This is a genomic window from Methanolapillus ohkumae (assembly GCF_032594355.1).
Taxonomy (GTDB): Archaea; Halobacteriota; Methanosarcinia; order Methanosarcinales; family Methanosarcinaceae; genus Methanolapillus; species Methanolapillus ohkumae.
The window spans coordinates 328,598-346,415 of sequence record NZ_CP131061.1 but is presented as its reverse complement, the minus strand read 5'-3'; the positions used below and the strand labels follow the sequence as shown (position 1 = coordinate 346,415).

General features: G+C 43.5%; 12 protein-coding genes, 1 other RNA gene and 1 pseudogene. 7 read left to right on the top strand and 7 right to left on the bottom strand.

Annotation, left to right across the window (positions count from 1 at the left end):
* Nucleotides 1–192: 192 nt before the first annotated feature.
* Nucleotides 193–506: signal recognition particle sRNA (gene ffs / locus MsAm2_RS01420), an RNA gene on the bottom strand.
* A 74-nt stretch (nucleotides 507–580) separates the two neighbouring features.
* The gene (locus MsAm2_RS01415) at nucleotides 581–2,182 is read right to left on the bottom strand and encodes a phosphoadenosine phosphosulfate reductase domain-containing protein (RefSeq protein ID WP_338098046.1); all 1,602 of its coding nucleotides are present in this window, start codon (nucleotides 2,180–2,182) and stop codon (nucleotides 581–583) included.
* A gap of 1,165 nt (nucleotides 2,183–3,347) precedes the next feature.
* Between MsAm2_RS01415 and MsAm2_RS01410 the strand changes: the two genes are divergently transcribed.
* The 5 genes and pseudogenes from MsAm2_RS01410 (at nucleotide 3,348) to MsAm2_RS01390 (ending at nucleotide 8,143) form a co-directional block, all read left to right on the top strand.
* A complete protein-coding gene (locus tag MsAm2_RS01410) occupies nucleotides 3,348–3,992 on the top strand; it encodes a methyltransferase cognate corrinoid protein (RefSeq protein ID WP_338098045.1) in 645 nt (214 codons plus the stop codon).
* Nucleotides 3,993–4,002: 10 nt separating this feature from the next.
* Nucleotides 4,003–5,379, top strand: a pseudogene (locus MsAm2_RS01405) (monomethylamine:corrinoid methyltransferase).
* An 819-nt stretch (nucleotides 5,380–6,198) separates the two neighbouring features.
* Nucleotides 6,199–7,605, top strand: coding sequence for an amino acid permease (locus MsAm2_RS01400; RefSeq protein WP_338098044.1), 1,407 nt, complete (start codon nucleotides 6,199–6,201; stop codon nucleotides 7,603–7,605).
* Entirely contained in the window at nucleotides 7,595–7,861 is a 267-nt protein-coding gene (locus tag MsAm2_RS01395; RefSeq protein WP_338098043.1) for a monomethylamine transporter, read from the top strand. Before MsAm2_RS01400 ends, MsAm2_RS01395 begins: the two co-directional genes overlap by 11 nt.
* A gap of 9 nt (nucleotides 7,862–7,870) precedes the next feature.
* Nucleotides 7,871–8,143, top strand: a complete 273-nt coding sequence (locus MsAm2_RS01390) for an AcrB/AcrD/AcrF family protein (RefSeq protein WP_338098042.1) — start codon at nucleotides 7,871–7,873, stop codon at nucleotides 8,141–8,143.
* Nucleotides 8,144–8,912: 769 nt separating this feature from the next.
* Here MsAm2_RS01390 and MsAm2_RS01385 read toward each other — a convergent pair.
* From MsAm2_RS01385 to MsAm2_RS01375, 3 genes are read right to left on the bottom strand one after another with little or no spacing between them, the layout of a single operon-like run.
* Nucleotides 8,913–9,947 (bottom strand): AAA family ATPase, encoded by a 1,035-nt coding sequence (locus MsAm2_RS01385; RefSeq protein WP_338098041.1) that lies wholly within the window; start codon nucleotides 9,945–9,947, stop codon nucleotides 8,913–8,915.
* A gap of 39 nt (nucleotides 9,948–9,986) precedes the next feature.
* A complete protein-coding gene (locus MsAm2_RS01380) occupies nucleotides 9,987–11,687 on the bottom strand; it encodes a preprotein translocase subunit SecD (RefSeq protein WP_338098040.1) in 1,701 nt (566 codons plus the stop codon).
* Complete coding sequence (locus MsAm2_RS01375) at nucleotides 11,684–12,676, bottom strand: protein translocase subunit SecF (RefSeq protein ID WP_338098039.1); 993 nt, start codon at nucleotides 12,674–12,676, stop codon at nucleotides 11,684–11,686. The genes MsAm2_RS01380 and MsAm2_RS01375 overlap by 4 nt, the downstream gene beginning before the upstream one ends.
* A 717-nt stretch (nucleotides 12,677–13,393) precedes the next feature.
* On the opposite strand from MsAm2_RS01375, the gene MsAm2_RS01370 reads away from it, so the two are divergent.
* Both MsAm2_RS01370 and MsAm2_RS01365 read left to right on the top strand, forming a co-directional pair.
* On the top strand, nucleotides 13,394–13,858 hold the full coding sequence (locus tag MsAm2_RS01370; protein ID WP_338098038.1) for a deoxycytidylate deaminase: 465 nt from the start codon (nucleotides 13,394–13,396) through the stop codon (nucleotides 13,856–13,858).
* 100 nt (nucleotides 13,859–13,958) lie between these two features.
* Complete coding sequence (locus MsAm2_RS01365; RefSeq protein WP_338098037.1) at nucleotides 13,959–14,915, top strand: ArsR family transcriptional regulator; 957 nt, start codon at nucleotides 13,959–13,961, stop codon at nucleotides 14,913–14,915.
* A 155-nt stretch (nucleotides 14,916–15,070) separates the two neighbouring features.
* Here MsAm2_RS01365 and MsAm2_RS01360 read toward each other — a convergent pair whose 3' ends face one another.
* Both MsAm2_RS01360 and MsAm2_RS01355 read right to left on the bottom strand, forming a co-directional pair.
* Nucleotides 15,071–16,297 (bottom strand): radical SAM/SPASM domain-containing protein, encoded by a 1,227-nt coding sequence (locus MsAm2_RS01360; RefSeq protein ID WP_338098036.1) that lies wholly within the window; start codon nucleotides 16,295–16,297, stop codon nucleotides 15,071–15,073.
* Nucleotides 16,298–16,417: 120 nt separating this feature from the next.
* Complete coding sequence (locus MsAm2_RS01355) at nucleotides 16,418–17,617, bottom strand: NAD(P)/FAD-dependent oxidoreductase (RefSeq protein ID WP_338098035.1); 1,200 nt, start codon at nucleotides 17,615–17,617, stop codon at nucleotides 16,418–16,420.
* Nucleotides 17,618–17,818 lie beyond the last annotated feature (201 nt).

The following is a 17,818-nucleotide window of genomic DNA, read 5'->3' as shown; positions in this document are numbered from 1 at the left end:
TAACAAAATACGGCTTTAGGCCTCTCCCCTATAAAGAGAGATGAAATATTTAATGTTTACCGTAAAACAGCCGATTTTCATTCATTTTCGATTATTTTCATTCATTTTCGATTATTTTCGATTATTTTTGATATCTTGATTATTTCTGATTGGGTCTAATTGGATCTGATTGGGTCGCCTTTGAATAAAAAAAGGTGAGCACGCATCGGATTGTTGCATTTTCCATAAACAGTTTCCAAAATCTCTTCTCCGCCCCGCAACCCGTTCAGCGACTGTTGTTCGCGGTAAGTCTGCTCCCTTCCGGGCCTGAACCGGTTTCCACGATTAAGAACAACAAACGAAAACTCCTTTTGGTCTGTTGGTCACCACATTCCCGACCGGACGAGGTTTCAACGTCAAGATTTCAGGCATATTTATGGTTAATAACACCTGCCCTTTGCTTCGTCACTCGCTTATCGGCGATTTCGAGTTACAGGCAACGCCGAACTGCCCTGACTAGCTCACCAGACAAACAATAAGTCTGGGATAATTTATAAGACTATCCCTTTTTATCCGCCGTTTTGTTTTCACACGGAGTTGTTTATTCAATAATTCCTTTCTCCCGCGCCAGTTTTTCCATCGCCGGCGAATACGTCAAAAATCGCCAAAGTCCGAAAGAAATCCAGTCCTGCGGATGTGGAATATTTTTTTGCTGCGCGTATTCCAGCAACTTGCCATCCCACATTTTCATCGCGTCGGGATGGGTGATTCTCAGGTTTTCAAAATCCGCAAGCGATGCTGCCGGACACAGCCAACATCCGATTCGGTCAAATCCCTTTTCGTAAAGCGGATTATAGTGGAGATTTTCTTGGAAAATGTACAGCCAAATGTGAAGTGCCGTCCACTCTTGAATCGGTGCCGCGCCGACTTGTCCTTGGACGGACGGGCTTTTCCAAATTCGTTGGCTTTTGGCGCGTGCCAGCGATTCGTATTGACGCTGGCCGATAAAAGTCAAGCAGCCACCGTCATCCAGATAATTTGATTCGATGAGCGACGTAATCGGCATCAACTTGCAGGATTGAGTGCACCAGCGGTCATCGACACGCGGCGGCCCGTGAACCAAAAATCCGTCCCAAAAAACATTGCCGGCACTGATTTCTTTGAGCGGATGCCCATAGATTTTTGCCACTTCCGCCACGTTTTGGAGCGTTTCAATAAACTCAAGACCGGTATCGGAGAAGAGAATATCAAAATCAAAAAGTTTTTCGCCGGACGGCGTTTTTGAGGCTTTGTTGACCAAATGAAGTGTCACCAAACTGTCTTTTCCGCCGGAATAAGAACATGTGACCTTCTTATGAACGTTGGCCGCTGCGTTTTGAATGAATAACATGGAATCCGCTTCAAATTGATGAAGAACATTGCGGTTGGCCAAAACAACTTTTTCCCATTTTTTGGCAACCGATTCCGTTTTTTGAGAAAACGAATCCGAATCCGAAACCGAAACCGAATCCGAAACCGAATCCGAATCCGAAACCGAATCAAAAACGGGTGGTTCGGACTCAACCGGAAATCCGCTCCATCGGTTTTTGACCGCCTTTCCACGCTCCGATTGTGCCATTTCCGCGCTGCTCATTTTTGCGCGGCCGGCCGCCACCACGTCAAAAGATGGGGAGATCACCACGACTTCATCTTCCAGACGGATTCCCGGCGCTGTTTTTAAAATCCCCGGAACCAAAACGCTGGTCCCGTCCGCAATAAACGGAACCGCTCCTTCTTGAATCATAATCCAGTTCTTCAGAATTCCTTTTTCAAGATCTTCGGCGGTGGACGAAATTTTCGGATTGAAAATGCGGCGCGCGCCCTCCAAACGTAAGAGGAGGACCCATTCTCTTTTTTCAACTTCGTAACGGAGCGCCCCAATGACAGCGCCTCCGCAAATAATTTCTTCCATGCGGTCTTCGTACGGCGCTTTGTTGTAGAGAACAAAATCATCCTCGGCAATCAACTTTTTCCCAAACTGCCGGACGGAAACGTCGTTGATGCGGGTCACATCATATGGAAAAGCCGGACGGATGTCGCCCGGCGGCGTCACGCTGACGAAATTTGTTTTTGCGCCGCAGGAACAGGTTTCGTCCAGAACAGGAACATTACAAACATTACACCAATGAAGAACAAGTTTCCCCAAAAAAACAGGTTTTGCCATGAAACCCAATAAAAGAAGTTCATCTATTTAAAAAATCGGGAGAGGGAAAATAACTTTGTGAAAAATAGAGATAGGATATATAATACATTACGTTGCAACAACGCAAATAAGATATGGTGACACAAAACAGGAATGTAGCAACGCAACAGGGGAATGTAATGCAGCAACGCAAAGCAGAGACATAATCAAACACAGCAATGCAGCAACGCAATGCAACAACGCAATGCAGCAACGCAATGCAACAACACAATGCAACAACACAATGCAACAACGCAATGCAACAACGCAATGCAACAACACAGTGCAATAGCCCGATGTGCCGGCCTCATTCAGTAGTATAACGCACCACGTCACAAAGATACAACCGGATAGCAAGATAATAAGCCGATAAAAAAAAGAAAACATGAAAAGAAAAAATCAAAAAACAAATACATTGAGAAATTAAAAAAATGCGGAAAAATTTAAAAATAAAAACAAAAGGAAAAAAGAACAAACAAAAAGGAAAAAGAACAAACAAAAAGGAAAAACAAAAAAACGCATTCGGCTAATTTATTTAAAATAATCTGTTTTTCATTAAAACCATAGTCAGAAGACAGATAGGATAAAAACTTATTCCTCAAAATCTTCATTGGATTCAACAATGGAAATCCGATTATTTTTAAAAATAAATATACTTACAAGATAATTAATAGAACGAATATACAATATGTGAGCTAAACTATTTTTTATTCTTAATTTTCAGCATATTTTTTTCTTTTAGTTTATATATATAATAAATGCTATAAAATTGCGGGATTGTTACCGACATTGATTTTTCGAAGTGCTTTTTGTTTTGCCGGGTCATTTTTTCCGGTTAGACCCTCTATTCTACATTGCTTTATATCTTTTATAATACATTGTTATTTTATAAACGTCTTACGAATTATATAAAGGAGTTGAAAATTTAACTGTGATTTAAGTTATATATCAAAAAATCAGATATTGGGGTAGATTACAGTCGATTTTGACTATGGCGGTCTTAAGACCGGCATTTGAAACAGGTCGAAGCGGGGGTTTTGACCGGATTAATCTTCTGTAATTCGATGATTTATTTTGCGTACAAAAGAAAGATTTCACTGATTCTTCATTTTTCAGTTGAAATTTTATCGTACGGAGGTTTGAAAACATGTCAGATATATTCGCAGAATTAGCACAAGCCGTTAAAACACAAAACATTAATGGCGCTGTTGAGAAAACAAAAGAAGCGCTTTCCAAAAATGTTGCTCCTCTTGACATCATTCAAAAAGGCCTTGCAGCCGGTATGAAAGAAGTCGGAGAACGCTTTGAAAAAGGAGAACTCTTTTTACCGCAAATCATGATGTCCGCGAAAGCCATGAACGAAGCAATGGTTATCCTTCAACCGGAACTCGCCAAAGGAACTGCCTCTGCAAGCTCAGGATATGCTCTGTCCTTCGTCCAAGAAGGCGACATCCACGACATCGGAAACAGATTGGTTTCCACAATGCTCGGCGCAAACGGCTTTACCGTTAAAGTCCTTGGTGTCGACGTTGCCAATGAAAAAGTCGTTGAAGAAGTCAAAGCCGCAAAAGATGCAAAAATCTTACTCGTCGGTTCTGCTCTCATGACAACATCCATGCTCGGCCAAAAAGACTTGATGATCATGATCAACGAAGAAGGCCTCCGCAGCAAAGTGAAATGTATGTTCGGCGGCGCTCCGGTCTCCAAAGACTGGATTAAAGAAATCGGCGCAGACGGAACTGCCGAAAACGCAGCAGAAGCCGTTAACGTCGCAAAGAAAATTATGGCCTGAGGTGAAATAAATGGCATACAAGAAATCTGTTGACTCTTACGAATTTTATGAGAGATCCAAAACCGGAGAAAAATGCTCTCAAGACGAATGGGACTTAATGAGAATCCCCATGAAAGCCATGGAACTCAAACAAAAATACAAACTTGACTTTAAAGGCGAATTTGTCCCGACCAACGCCGACATGACCGAAAAACTCTTCTGGGCCGGTTTTGACATGCTTCTTGAGTGCGGTATCTTCGTGACCGACCAACAAAGAATCGTGAAATACACCGCTGACGAAATGTGGGATGCCATCTCCAACCCGCAATACGAATTCCAACTCGGATCCGGCAGAGACGCCGTCCAAGTCAGAAAGAGAAATGTGGCTGACAAAAGAGGCCCGATCATTCAGGGTGGCCCGACAGGATCCCCGGTTTCCGAAGATGTCTTCATGGCCGTTCACATGAGCTACGCTCTTGAGAAAGAAGTCGACACCATCGTCGACGGAGTTATGACATCCGTTCGCGGAAGACCGCCGGTCCCGAAAACACCGTACGAAATCTTGTCCGCCAAAACAGAAGGCAGACTTATTAAACAAGCAACTGCTCTTGCCGGAAGACCGGGCATGGGCATATAGGGCCCCGAGACCTCCCTCTCCGCACAAGGAAACATCAGTGCGGACTGTGAAGGCGGCATGCAACCCTGGGACAGCCACGAAGTCTCCCAATTGAACGAACTTAAGATTGACCTCGACGCAATCTCCGTTATTGCGCACTACCACGGCAACAGCGACATCATCATGGACGAACAGATGCCGATTTACGGTGGATACGCCGGCGGCCTTGAAGAAACCGCAATCGTTGACATCGCAACCCACATCAATGCCTTCGTCATGTCCGGTGCAAGCTGGCACCTTGACGGTCCGGTCCACATCAGATGGGGATCCACCAACACCAGAGAAACCCTCGCCGTTGCAGGATGGACTTGTGCCGCAATCAGCAACCACACCGACTTCCTCTCCGGAAACCAGTACTACCCATGCGCAGGCCCGTGCACAGAAATGTGCTTCCTCGAACTTGCCGCACAAGCCATCACTGACTCCGCATCCGGCCGTGAAATCCTCTCCGGAGTTGCCGCCGCAAAAGGAGTCGTTGAGAACAAAACAACCGGTATGGAAGCCCGCATGATGGGAGAAGTCGCCAGAGCTGCAGCAGGCGTTGACATCAAAGAAATCAACAAGATTCTCGACAAACTCGTTGGTTCCTACGAAAAGAACTACGCAACCGCCCCGGCCGGAAAGACATTCCAAGAATGTTATGATGTGAAGACAATCACACCGACTGACGAACACGTAAAAGTCTACGAACAAGCCAAGAAGAAACTCGAAGGTTTCGGACTTGTCTTCTAAGTTTGAATAAATCAGAAAATAAATCCGGTTTGATTTGGAATTGATTTTTCAATTCCAAATCGAATACCCCTTTTATTTTTCAGTAAAAGTGCTCAAGAATGACCGGTTGTGGTTTATCGGTATTCTTGTATTTTGTACCTTAATTTAAAAAGCAAAAAATTAAAAACGGGGATTAAACACGTTTGTGTTTATTCGATTAAGTGTGTGTTATGTGAAAATAGAATGTGTGGGATATTTTTTAAAAAATAGCGTTGATGAAACAAAAAAACATCGAACAAAAAAAGTGATAGATCTATATCGGGAGATAACTTCAATTGTATTTCACAATTTTTTTGTGAATTATTTTTGAAATGATCAAGTGAATTGGATGTGATCCAGTGAAAAACGCCGGAATTGAAAAAAATACGGTTGGCCGTATGCGGTCAAGCGAAAATCAGCCGGAAAAATCATTTGATATACGGATTTTGAGTAGTCGTAACTTTTGACGGACTCAAAAGAACAAAAATTTCCCAAAAAAAGAAAAGAGAACGAAAATCACAATTTAGATCGATGGTAAACGTTATTTTTAAGATTCTTCCCGGTTTTATCGGTTTTACTTTTACAATACCGGTTTTCAATTTTACAAAACACCGCTTTTTTGAAAAACATGATTGATCCGTTTGATGCCCTTTTTTGATTGAAAAAAGAGGTGTAGAAATGAGTACAGTTGATATTTTAAATATCGGCATCTTCCTTGTGGCTTTCGTAATTATTGCCTACTTGTTATTGGATGCCTATCGGGTTTCGATAAAATCGAAACCAAAGAAGGAGTGATGGGAGATGGAACTTGAAAAGAAACTTCGTCCATATCACGTGTGGGCACTTGGTGTCGGTATCGTGTTGGTCGGCGAATACATGGGTTGGAACTTTACGGTTGCAAAAGGCGGTATTTTGGGCGCTCTTTTGGCCATGATTGTCGCCGGTGTGATGTACATTATCATATCCATCTGTGCCAGTGAACTCGGATCTTCCACCAAATTGGCCGGAGGACCTTATGACTGGGTACGTCTGTTCGTCGGACCCGGTGCTGCCGCAATCGTCGGTTTGGGTGTATATATGGAATATATCGCCTTGTCCGCCGCAGACGCAATCGTCGTCGGTCAGTTGGCTGCCGCCTATATTCCCGGTGTCAACGTACAAGCCGTCGCGTTATTGATCTTAGCTATTTTGACATTTATTAACTATCGTGGTGCGGTCACGGCTTTGACCTTGAACTTCTTCCTGACGTTCGTCGCCGCAATCGCCATTTTGTTGTTCTTCTTGTCGACCGTGACGGGAATCGGCGGTGTTACTTTCCACGTTGAAAACTTATTCAGCGGCGCTATTCCCTATGGAATGGTCGGTCTCTTCGCTGCTTTGCAGTTTGGTCCTTGGTTCTATTTGGGAATTGAAGGCGCAGCCATGTGTGCCGAAGAATGTAAAAAACCGACCCGTGCCGTCCCGCTCGGACAGCAAGCCGGTATGATTACGCTCCTCTTGATGGCCGGTATGACCTTGTTCGTTTGTTCCGGTTTGATTGACAGCGGAAAATTGGGTGCGTCCGTGTACCCGCTCTTTGAAGCTGCTCAAAACAGTGGGGTCGGAATCTTCATCTTCCTCTTGGCCGTCGGTACCTTGTTTACCTGTATCGCCAGCGCCAACGGTTGTGTCAATGACTCTTCCCGTTCCTGGTTCGCTCTCGCAAGAGACGAATTCGTGTCGGACTGGTTCATTGCCGTTCACCCGAAATACAAGAGCCCGTACCGTGCAGTCATTTTCACATTGCCGGTCGCGATCGGTTTCGCATTCAGCGGTTATCTGGACCAAGTGATTACGTTCTCCATCGTGTCCGGACTTGTCTGTTATGTGATGATTCCGTTTGCGTTGATCCGGTTCCGTAAGATGTACCCAAGCTCAAACACTTTGATTCGGCCCTACATTGGTCCGCTTCAACCCTACATCGCCATGTTTGCCATCGTGATTGCGGTGGTTATTATGTCGACGTTCTACTGGGCCTATCAGTTAAACCTGATTTTCGCGCTCGTGTTCTACGTGGTCGCCTACTTCTACTTCTCCTGGCGCTACAAGAAGATGAAAGCCAACAGAAAAGTGCAGTTCAGCTGGGAAACAAAATTGGGCTGGCCGGACCCGGAAGTCCAATTGGGACAAAAAGCAAAAGCGAATGGAGGTGCCAACGATGGTGAATGAGCAAAAATACAAAAAATGGTTGATGCTTGACTCCGCCGTGATTGTGATCATGTGGCTCGCGCTCGTGATTTCGGAGACTTATGTCGCCTACTTCATTTTGCACTCCGTCTCGGTCCAAGGACTGGAATTGCCGATGTTTTTAATCGGAATTTATGTCTTGTTCCTGATCTTGATGTTTACCATCAACGGCCTGGGTTGCTACAATGTCTGGGTTTCGATTAAGAAACACATGTACGAACTTGAATACTACGAGTGAGGTGAAAAAATGTCAACAAAATCAACCACCCAAGTTTCCAGCGAAAAAGCCAAAAAAGACGGCGTCGCCATGCAGGTGTTCGACATCATTTTCGTGTTCGCGTTGGCTTTTGCCTGTGTCGTGATTCCTGTGTATCTCAAAGGCGCAACCATTGTCGGTGACGGCGGAAGCGGGGCTCTGGAAATCATCTGGAACCCGGTCGGATACTTTTCCACACTGATTGTAATTCTCATATTCTTCCTTGTGATTTTGTTCCACTCCGTGAAGAACTATGACTATTAAAATCAACCAATAAAACCACTCAAAAAACAACAAATCAATAACAACACAAAACAAATCAAAAACAAAAAAGAAAAACGCAAATCTAACATAAACCATCCGTTGACAATTTCGGTCGAAATAAAATTCGACCGAGATTGTCATATTGTTATAAAATACAAACCCCCTTGTATAATTAAAAACGTCTTTTTATTTTTTGCTCAGACGATTATTTTTAAAAACGAATATGAAATAAAGGGACGATAATTTAAATAATGATATTGGATTAGTAATGCCCGTGCTTAAATCGGCTGAGCCGATTAAAAAACGGTGGCACAAAAAAAAAAACAAATGGAATTGAAAAGATTTAAAACCTCTGTTTTAAACTTTCCAAACTCAAACACCTATTTAAAACCTCGAAGTATTTAAAATTCAGATTTTAAATACTTCTATTCTTCTCATTCTATTCTTCTTAATCTATTCTCCTCTTCTATCTTCTCATTCTATTCTTTTTATCTGTTCTTCATATCTATTCTTCTTATCTATTCTTCTTAATCTATTCTTCATTCTATCTTCTCATATTCCATCTAATTCATTTTCTTTTTCAATTATTATTTTCTACTTTTTTTACAAATATCCGGACCTCTTTTTTTGTTGAGAAATTAGAAATTTGGTGCCATAACGCGCGCAGCGGCACAAAAAACAAGACAAGAAAATGAAAAAGAGAAAAAAAAGAAATAAATTGAAAAAGAATAGAAAAGAAAAAAGAAGGATTCAAAAATGTATTTAGAAATCAATCCAAATTTGAAATCAAATTTTCAAGATGAAGGCGTTCGCTTTGCGCATGGATGAGCCGGCTGTCTGAATCGGCCAGCTTAATCATTCTTTGGGCGGCAACGAACTCATCCGCTTCGGACGCATGAATGACTTCGGCCAGCTGCTCCAAAATTTCAGAACCGGAATAGCCGACATCCGAAAGAAGCAGATCTAATTTATCCCGGCATTTGAGAAAATCCTTTTCCAAAACAGCCGCGCTGAAAAGTTCTGAAAATGTACTTTCTTCTTCCAGACACATTTGCATTTGAATCATTCCGGGCGTGAGCGCAGTCCCGAGTTCTTGCGCTTCAACAAATCCGGCTTGGACCAATTCCAATGCTTTGGAGACATTTCCACCAGTCAGCAGGGAGACTTCAATAAAAACATCCTCGGAAACGGAAATTTCTTCTTTTCGGGCAATCTCTGCCAAGTAAGAACCCAAGTCTTCGGGGGAAACATAATTGAAAAAAAGGGTGACGCATCGGGACCGTAGAGGTGGAATGAGACGGGACACACTTTTGGCACAAAGAAGAAAACGGCATGTTTTGGAATATTTTTCCATGATGCGGCGAAGTGCATGCTGGGCGTCCGGCGTCAACGATTCGGCCGAATCGATACAAATTATTTTGTAATCCGCATTTATCGGCGCAATCCCGGCATATTCGTTGATGACTTCTTTAAAAATCGTAATCACACTTTTTTGAATCTTTTTCGGGTCGTCCGTCCCAAGAATCCGAAAAAAACGCGGGTCTTGAACCAAATAACTTTTTCCTTGGTCGAAAAAATCGGACGCGTTAAAGTACGTCAGATTCAATTCACTTTCGTCCCCGTAAAGTTCTTTGGAAAGCGCAAGCGCAGCCGTCATTTTTCCGGAGTTTTCGGGACCGAAAAAGAGAAGATGCGGCAAAGAGCCGGATGCTGCCAGGCTTTTTAGTGCGGATACCGATGTCCGGTTCCCTAAAATACCATCTAAGGTATCGGGGCGGTATTTTAACGTCCAAACCTCTTTCACAACAATTCTCCTTCTTTTCTTTTTTTTCAATCAATTACTTTATTCCGAAAGATTCTCATCCACCATTCCTTTTTTGGTCAGGATATACTTTAAAATGGCGGAGTAGGCCGGCCGCGCGATCAGAACGCCAATGAGAACACCAACAATCGTAACCACGGCAAATCCTTTGAGTGCCCCAAATCCCAAGAACACAAGCGGCAACATCGCAACGACGGTCGTCGCGGCGGCACCGAAAATGATCATAAAGGCTTTTCCAATCCGGGCGGAATAAATTTTCTCGGACGGGGTTTTTCCTTCATGCACCACTTCTTCCGTAATGATGACCAAGTGATCGATTCCGGTACCGATGACGGCAATAATACCGGCAATTGCGGCCAAATCCAGTTCTTGTCCGACAAGCGCGGCAAATCCGAGAAGCATAAGGACTTCTGAAACAGACGTGCCCACCATCGGAATTACAATTTCGGGGCGCCTGTATTTGTTGTAAACCAAAAGCGCAACGGCAATCATTGCAAAGAACGCGGTAATCGCCGCGCCTTTTAAGAATCCGCTTCCCAGCGCCGCGTCCACTTGACCGGAACCGATAATTTCGACGTTGACCGGAAGCGCTCCGGCGCGCAAGTGAATTTGAAGTTCTTTGGCTTCTTCCTGCGAAGAAGTCGTCGCTTGCCAAGAATAAATCGGACCGGTCCGGAGCTGAGTGGCGGCGCTGCCACTGAGCGGCGCGCTGTAAATCACTTCATCATCCAAAAGCATGATTAAATTGTGGTTGTTTGGGTCGGTCGTCGCCCCGGATTTGATGGCGGCTTGCTGAAGCGCGACAGCGCCGTTTTCATTTAAGGTGAACGGGACATACCACATGCCATTTTGCGTCTGCCCAATCGGACTGACACCGGCAATGTTGTCGCCGTAGAGAACGTGCGCGGTTTCGTTACCATTTGTTTGAATCTGGATTTCAAATTTTCCCGGCGTTTCCACAAGTTTTCGGGCTTCCGCCAAATCGACGCCGGCAAAATCAATAAGAATGTATTCGCCGCCAACCGCCTGAATCGGCAGGTCTTTGATGCCCAAACCGTTTCCGAGTTTGTTATTGAGCACATCAATGGTGGTCTGCATGGTCTCTTGGGTTGTTCCATCCCGGTAAATCAGATTTCCGGATGCGTCTTTTAAAATGGTGCCATTTGCGGCGGCCATAATTGCGGTGAGCTCATCTTGGCTGGTCGCTTTTCGGATTTCCCACTCATATCCGCCCGGTCCGCGGGAAACATACGGAATGACTTCCGTGCCATAAGCGTGGGTCAGATAAGATGTAATGAAAGAGACTTTGGGGCCTGTAATTTTCACTTCATTTAAAGCGCCTTTGGACGTGACGGATACGTCTCCAAAGAGATAATCCAGACGGGTTTCGTTGACCGGATCGGGCGTGGTGAAAATAACCGACCCGCTTCCATCCGCGCCAAAGGAAGAACTTGTGACGTTCATGCCATCAGGATATTCTTTTTCAAGCATTTTGGACACGATGTTTGCGGGATTTGCGTCAACGGCCGTGACGGCCCCGTCTAATTTTAATTGAATCCAAGAACCGCCTTCAATGTCAAGGCCGTAGCTGATTCGGGTGTGAAAACCTTCGTCCGCCGAATACCAAGGACCGATGGCTGCCAGAGAAATAAGCAACGCTGCGATGAAAAGAATGACGTGGTAATCTTTGTAAATCGGTTTTTCTTTTTTCTCTTCCATCATGCGTTTTTCCCTCCTTTGGCGTTTGAATTTTTACTGCCGGATTTACCGGAGCCGGAACCATTGGAACCGGATTTACCGGAGCTTCCGGAGCGACCGGACCCTGGTTTTTTGGACAGGTACATTTTCAAAATGCCGGCGTTTAAGAACCAGGTGTTGAAAATATCAACGATGAGTCCGACCAAAACGATGAGAGAGATTTGAGACAAAAGCGGAATAGGTGGAACGCTTGGAACAATATAATGAAGGTAAGTGGACACCAAATACATGACCAAAAAGGCGGCGATCGTTGTCGTGGTCATTAAAAGACCGGTGCGCATCGCGCCTGAGATTTTGTCGTTGAGATTTCCGGAGCGTTTGAACACTTTGTTGGTCAATAAGATGTCGCTATCCACCGAATATCCGATTAACATGAGAAGGGCGGCAACGGTTCCGAGTGTGAGCTCAATGCCGAAAAGATCCATAAACGCGATGGGAATCAAAATGTCGGAAACCGCTGACAAAATAACGGCGCCGGACGGAACGATTTTTCTAAACAAAATAAAGACAACAAGGGCCATTCCGATAAAAGATAAAACAATCGCCATAAGGGCCGTTTTTTGGAGTTGTTCACTGTAAACCGGCGCCACTTGTTTTTCCTCAACGTTGGTAAACGACGGATTCTGATAAATCAGGCTTTCAATGTTTTTGAGGTCTTCTTCGTCCATTTGTCCGAATTGAAGAATTGCCCGTGAGCCGCTGATACGCACTTCGTCCATCGGGTAATCCGAGAACATTTCCTGAATTTGGGACTCCGACAGGCTTGTCGTCACCGCAAATTGGGTACCGCCGACGAAATCCATGCCTAATGCCATCGGAGATCCGGTTTTGACTGTTGTAAAAAGAATAATCACAATCGCCACCGCTAAAATTGCGAGCGGAATCGCGATTAACTTTTTATCATCCGTTTTTTCCACAAACGGGTAAAGATAATTGTACAATTCAAATGCCATATTTTTTTCGCCTTTTTTTCTGTCTTCGATACGATTTCAAGCGCCAAACAGTTAATTTTAAGGATTATTTTTTACAATAAATTTTATTGATGAAGATTTTTGATGATTTTATGATAATATTTTATTGATGATTTTATAGATTTCATGATAATATTTTATTGATGATTTTATTGATGATTTTATGGATTTCATGATAATATTTTATTGATGATTATGGATTTCATGATATTTTATTTTCCACTAAACTCATACATTTATCAGAGCATTATATTTAACCACTTTCATTTTTCGCCGGCTTTGAGCCATAGTCATCATCAAAAGAAGATAATAATTATAAGCAGATGGAGTCGACGGACACCATTTTTTTGAAAGGTCAATTTTTGGATGTATTGGTTAATCGTATTTCTACTTTTCGATGTTGATTTTCATTTTTTTGGAAAAGGCCTGAATAATTTTGGCATTATTCCTTTTTCAATAAAAAGAAAAATATGTACCGGTCTTGTTAAATTTAAAAAGATTGGGTGCTACAATGCACGTGTGGTGTGACACAAAACAAAAAAATGACAAACGGCAAATTATTCCAATCCATGCGAATCTTTTTCGAAATTAAAAAATCAAACAAACAAAAATCCGCAAATATTATCCATTCGTATTTTTCAAAGAACTTATTCGGATTTTCAGATAACTTATATATATTGTCCTCATTTATGTATATTCATGTCAGAGAGGCTTTCCATTGATGATTATTATGTTGAAATATCCCAAACGGTGGCGAAACGTTCGACGTGCCTGCGAAACAAAGTCGGTGCGGTGATTGTTCGGGACAACCACATCCTCACCACAGGTTACAACGGAGCTCCCCGTGGTTTGGCTCACTGTTTAGACATCGGATGCCTCCGAAACGAACAAAATATTCCGTCCGGAACCATGCATGAAAAATGCCGGGCGGTTCATGCTGAACAAAACGCGATTATCCAAGCCGCGCTTCATGGAATTCCGACATCGGGCTCAACTCTTTACTGCACGCACCAACCCTGCATTTTGTGTACGAAAATGATTATTAACGCCGGAATCCGCCGGGTGGTTTACTTAAACGCCTACCCAGACCCGAATTCCATGTCCTTTTTTAAAGAAGCAGGTGTGACCGTGGAACACCATGCCCCAAAAATACAAGAGCCTTAAATGACTGACAATGACTGAAAAATAACAGTGGCTGAAAAATAACAGTGGCTGAAAAATAACAGTGACTGAACACTTTTTCAGGAATCAAATCGGAGGAAAAATGGACCCGTCTGAGATTTTGGATATTTTGGGAAATGAAAACCGCCGGAAAATTTTAGCGCTTTTGGCGGACCGTCCATTTTATGTCAGCGAAATTTCAAGCCGCATCGGCGTTGCTCCAAAGGCCGTCATTGGTCATTTGACTCTTTTGGAAAAAACGGGTCTGATTGAAAGCAGCATCGATGAGCAGCGGCGAAAATATTACAATATTTCAAGGAGCATGCGCCTTGAAGTTTTCGTGTCACCATATTCTTATTCTGCGCACGTCAATCGTTCCGAATTTGAATTCCCGAGCGCTCCGACTTATTCTTTGTCGGTCGTGTTTCAGCCGCCGGAGACAAAGGCGCAGCGGAAAAGCCGAATGGAAAAAATGATGCAAATGGGGCGCATGGGACGCATGTCTTCCCTTTTGCCGGCGCCGGTGATATTTTTGGCGCCGTCGTTTCCGGCGCCGCCTTATCCGGATGAGACGAAAAATAAACCGGAAGAAAAGGATTTCGATGTGGGTTTAAGTTTCGATATTTTGCTTGAGGAGGACTTGAAAAATTCAAAAAGGGAGAGAGAGACAAAAGAGAATTCCGAAGATATGGTTTTAAAAAGCCGGGAAGGATATTTCTTGTCGCAGATTCACCGGGTTCAAAAAGAAATGGAAGAGGTATTGGAAGAGCAAGTTCAACTGTCTCATCTGCAAAAAGAACTCGACACGAAAAAAAACCGTTTAATGAACTCATTTATTCATTTTGTGTCTCAACTTTCGGAAGACGATGTCGATTTGGATATTCTGTTCCGGCTATTTAAAGACGGTATGAATGCCGCAGGCATTTGCCACGTGACCGGATACGCCCCGTCTCAAGTGCTTCCGCGCTTGAAAAATTTTGAAGAAAAAGGAATCGCGGAAAAATATCTCTTTGAAGGCGACTTTTTCTGGCGGCTCAAAAATGAGGAAGATTTGAAATAAGTTTTTATTATTTTTTACTTTTTTTAAAACTTTTTTCTTACATTTTTTAAAACTTTTTTTAAAACTTTTTTTAAAACTTTTTTCTTACTTTTTTTACGTTTTTTTAAAAAAGAGTTTTGAAAAAAAGAACTTTGGAAAAAATTAAAAATATTTCATTACTCGAACTTATCCCCGTATTTTTCCCGAAAATCTTTATCCCGCATCAGACAGCCGCCAATTTTGCCGTAAGCCGGATCCTTTCTTATTTTTTTCCAGGCGGTTTTGACCGCGTTTTTGCCGTCCTTAATGTTCCCGTACGAAATCGGAACGCAGGAACATGGCAAAATATTTCCTTCCGGCGTGATGTGCAGCCACTGCCGACCGGCCATGCAGCCAAACGTTTGAACAATGAGCGGACCCGGAAAAATCTTAGGACCCGAATCAATATTTTGGCTGTCTTTCGCGTCCCCATCTCTTTCATGGCGGCGGACAAAACTCTCAAACGCCGCATGCTGGTCTTTTGTCAAAATATCAGAGGTGTTGTCCAGCCAGCGTCCGGTCGGGACAATTTCATAAAATGATAATTCATGTGCGCCAAGCTCTTGGGAAAGACGGTAAAAGTCTTCCAAATCAGAAACATTATAGGGTGCCAAAACAACATACATATTCACCAAAAGACCCGCAGATACCGCGTTCTTAACACCTGCGGCAGCTTTCTTAAAAATCCCGGCAACGCCGCGCATATGGTCATGTTTTTCCTCAAACGGGCTGTCAAAACTCACCGAAATTGAGTAAAGTCCGGCGTCTTTGAGCGATTTTGCTTTTTCAAAAGTTAATCCGACGCCGGATGTGAAAAGCCCGGCAACGGCCGTTTCGGGAACATGAGAAATGAGATCTTCCAAACCCGCATAGCCAAGCGGCTCACCGCCATCAAAAATGATATTCGTCGCCCCGGCGGCAACGCATTGGTCGATCGCGTCTTTGACTTCTGTCGGGCTGAGCTTGGAATGATTGTTTTTGTTGGGCAGCGCACAGTGAAGACAACGGTTTGGACATTCTTCCGTAATGGAAAGGGTGACTTGTTCCGGATGAAAACATCCAAATCCGGACATCATCCGGCTTTTGACCTGGCGGGAAAACGCAGGGGATGGAATCGGTGCCATCCATGTGGAAAAAATAAGAGAGGAACCATACCGATTCAAATAGTTGGCATGCTCATTATCCATATCGGAGTCCGGCATCAATTCAAAAATGTATTTCTGATTGTCAAAAAAAGACATTTCTCGGGAAACGCGTGTCCTCAAAAGCGGCGCCAAAATCCCGCGGGACGTGACCTTTGTCCGTCCGCGAAATATTTCAATGTCTGCTTCAAAAAAAAGATTTTTGTAAATCGGATATTTCATTACGCCACCATTTGAATTTCAACTGTTTTTGTACTCTTTTGCCGAAAAGTTTTGATTTGTAACTCTTCCGCCAATCCATTCATTTTTTTCAATTCATTTTTTTCAATTCATTTTTTTCAATCATCTGTTTCTGAAATAGGCACCTGCTTTTAAAATCGCGGACGGTTTTTTCTTCAGCATCAGCGAAAGAACGGAAAGCCCTTGATCCATTGCGCTTCCTTGAATGAGGGAAGACACGTCTTCGCCTTCAAACACGTCAAACAACTCGTCGATTTCCGTGTCATCCATTTTCCGGAGCGTTTCAAGACCGATGCGGCCGAATGTGTGTTCGATATACAAATCTTTTTTCCATTGGGAATAATAAGCGGAAAGCGTTTTTTCAGAATAATCATCCTTTGCGATGGCTTTGGCACCGACCGTGCCGGCAAGTTGTCCCGCCCGCATCGCATAGCCGATTCCGGATTGCCCGGCAGCGCCGCCCGCAACCATGATGTTGGGTGCGTAAATCCGGTCGGGAATCGTAATGATCGGGTCGCCCGCGCTTTTGGACTCAACGATGGAAAATTCATCATCGGAAATTCCTTTGAGTTCCTTGAATTTTTCAACCCATGGATTTAAGAATTGAGAAACATCTTTTCCAAAATAGCGCACATAAACTCCGATGGCGGCATTGTCTCCGCCGCGGGGAAGATAACTGGATTTCCAGCCGGGGGCATGACTTCCGACATAATATTCGGCGAAATCCGATTTTCCGATGCCGGGCGCTTTAATTTCAAGCTCGGTTCCCCAGGCGATGTCTTCCGGATGTTTCATGGTGCTAAGGCCGGCCGCTTTTGCGTTTTTGGACAAAATGCCGTCCGCGATAATCACGATCTTTGCTTTCACTTTTTCTTTTTTCTCCGGATCCAAACATCCGGACGGCATTGTTTTTAAAACAATCCCATTTTCCTTTCGTTTGACATCGGTGACGGCTGTTCCGGTAACAATGTTGACACCGGCCGCAATCGCTTTTTGTTCATAAAACCGGTCAAAGACGGATTTGTTAATGGCATAGCCGGGCGTCTTGACGGTGACGGTGCGACCGCCCGGAGAAATAAGTTTCATGCCGTCAATTTCATGAACCACGTAGGAAGAATCGACTTTTTCGCCGGTGTAGTTCATCATTCCTTTAAAAAATGAATTGGCCGGATGCGGATCATTTCCGATCCGGTCTTTTTTTTCAAATAAAGTAACACGGGCACCACCCATTGCGGCATACCGGGCCGCCATGAGTCCGGCCGGAGAGGCGCCGATAACGGCAATATCTATCTGTTCAGACATTTTTATTCCTCAAATATTTCAAAAATATTTCAATCATGTTCAATATCAAGAATATTTCAATAATATCAATATCCGATAATCAATATCAATAACATCAATAATTTTTCAAGATATTTCAATACAAAATCTATTCCAAACAAATTATTTAATCATTTGCAACCATATAAAATCATAGTCAATCGGCGGATTTTGAGAGGAAAC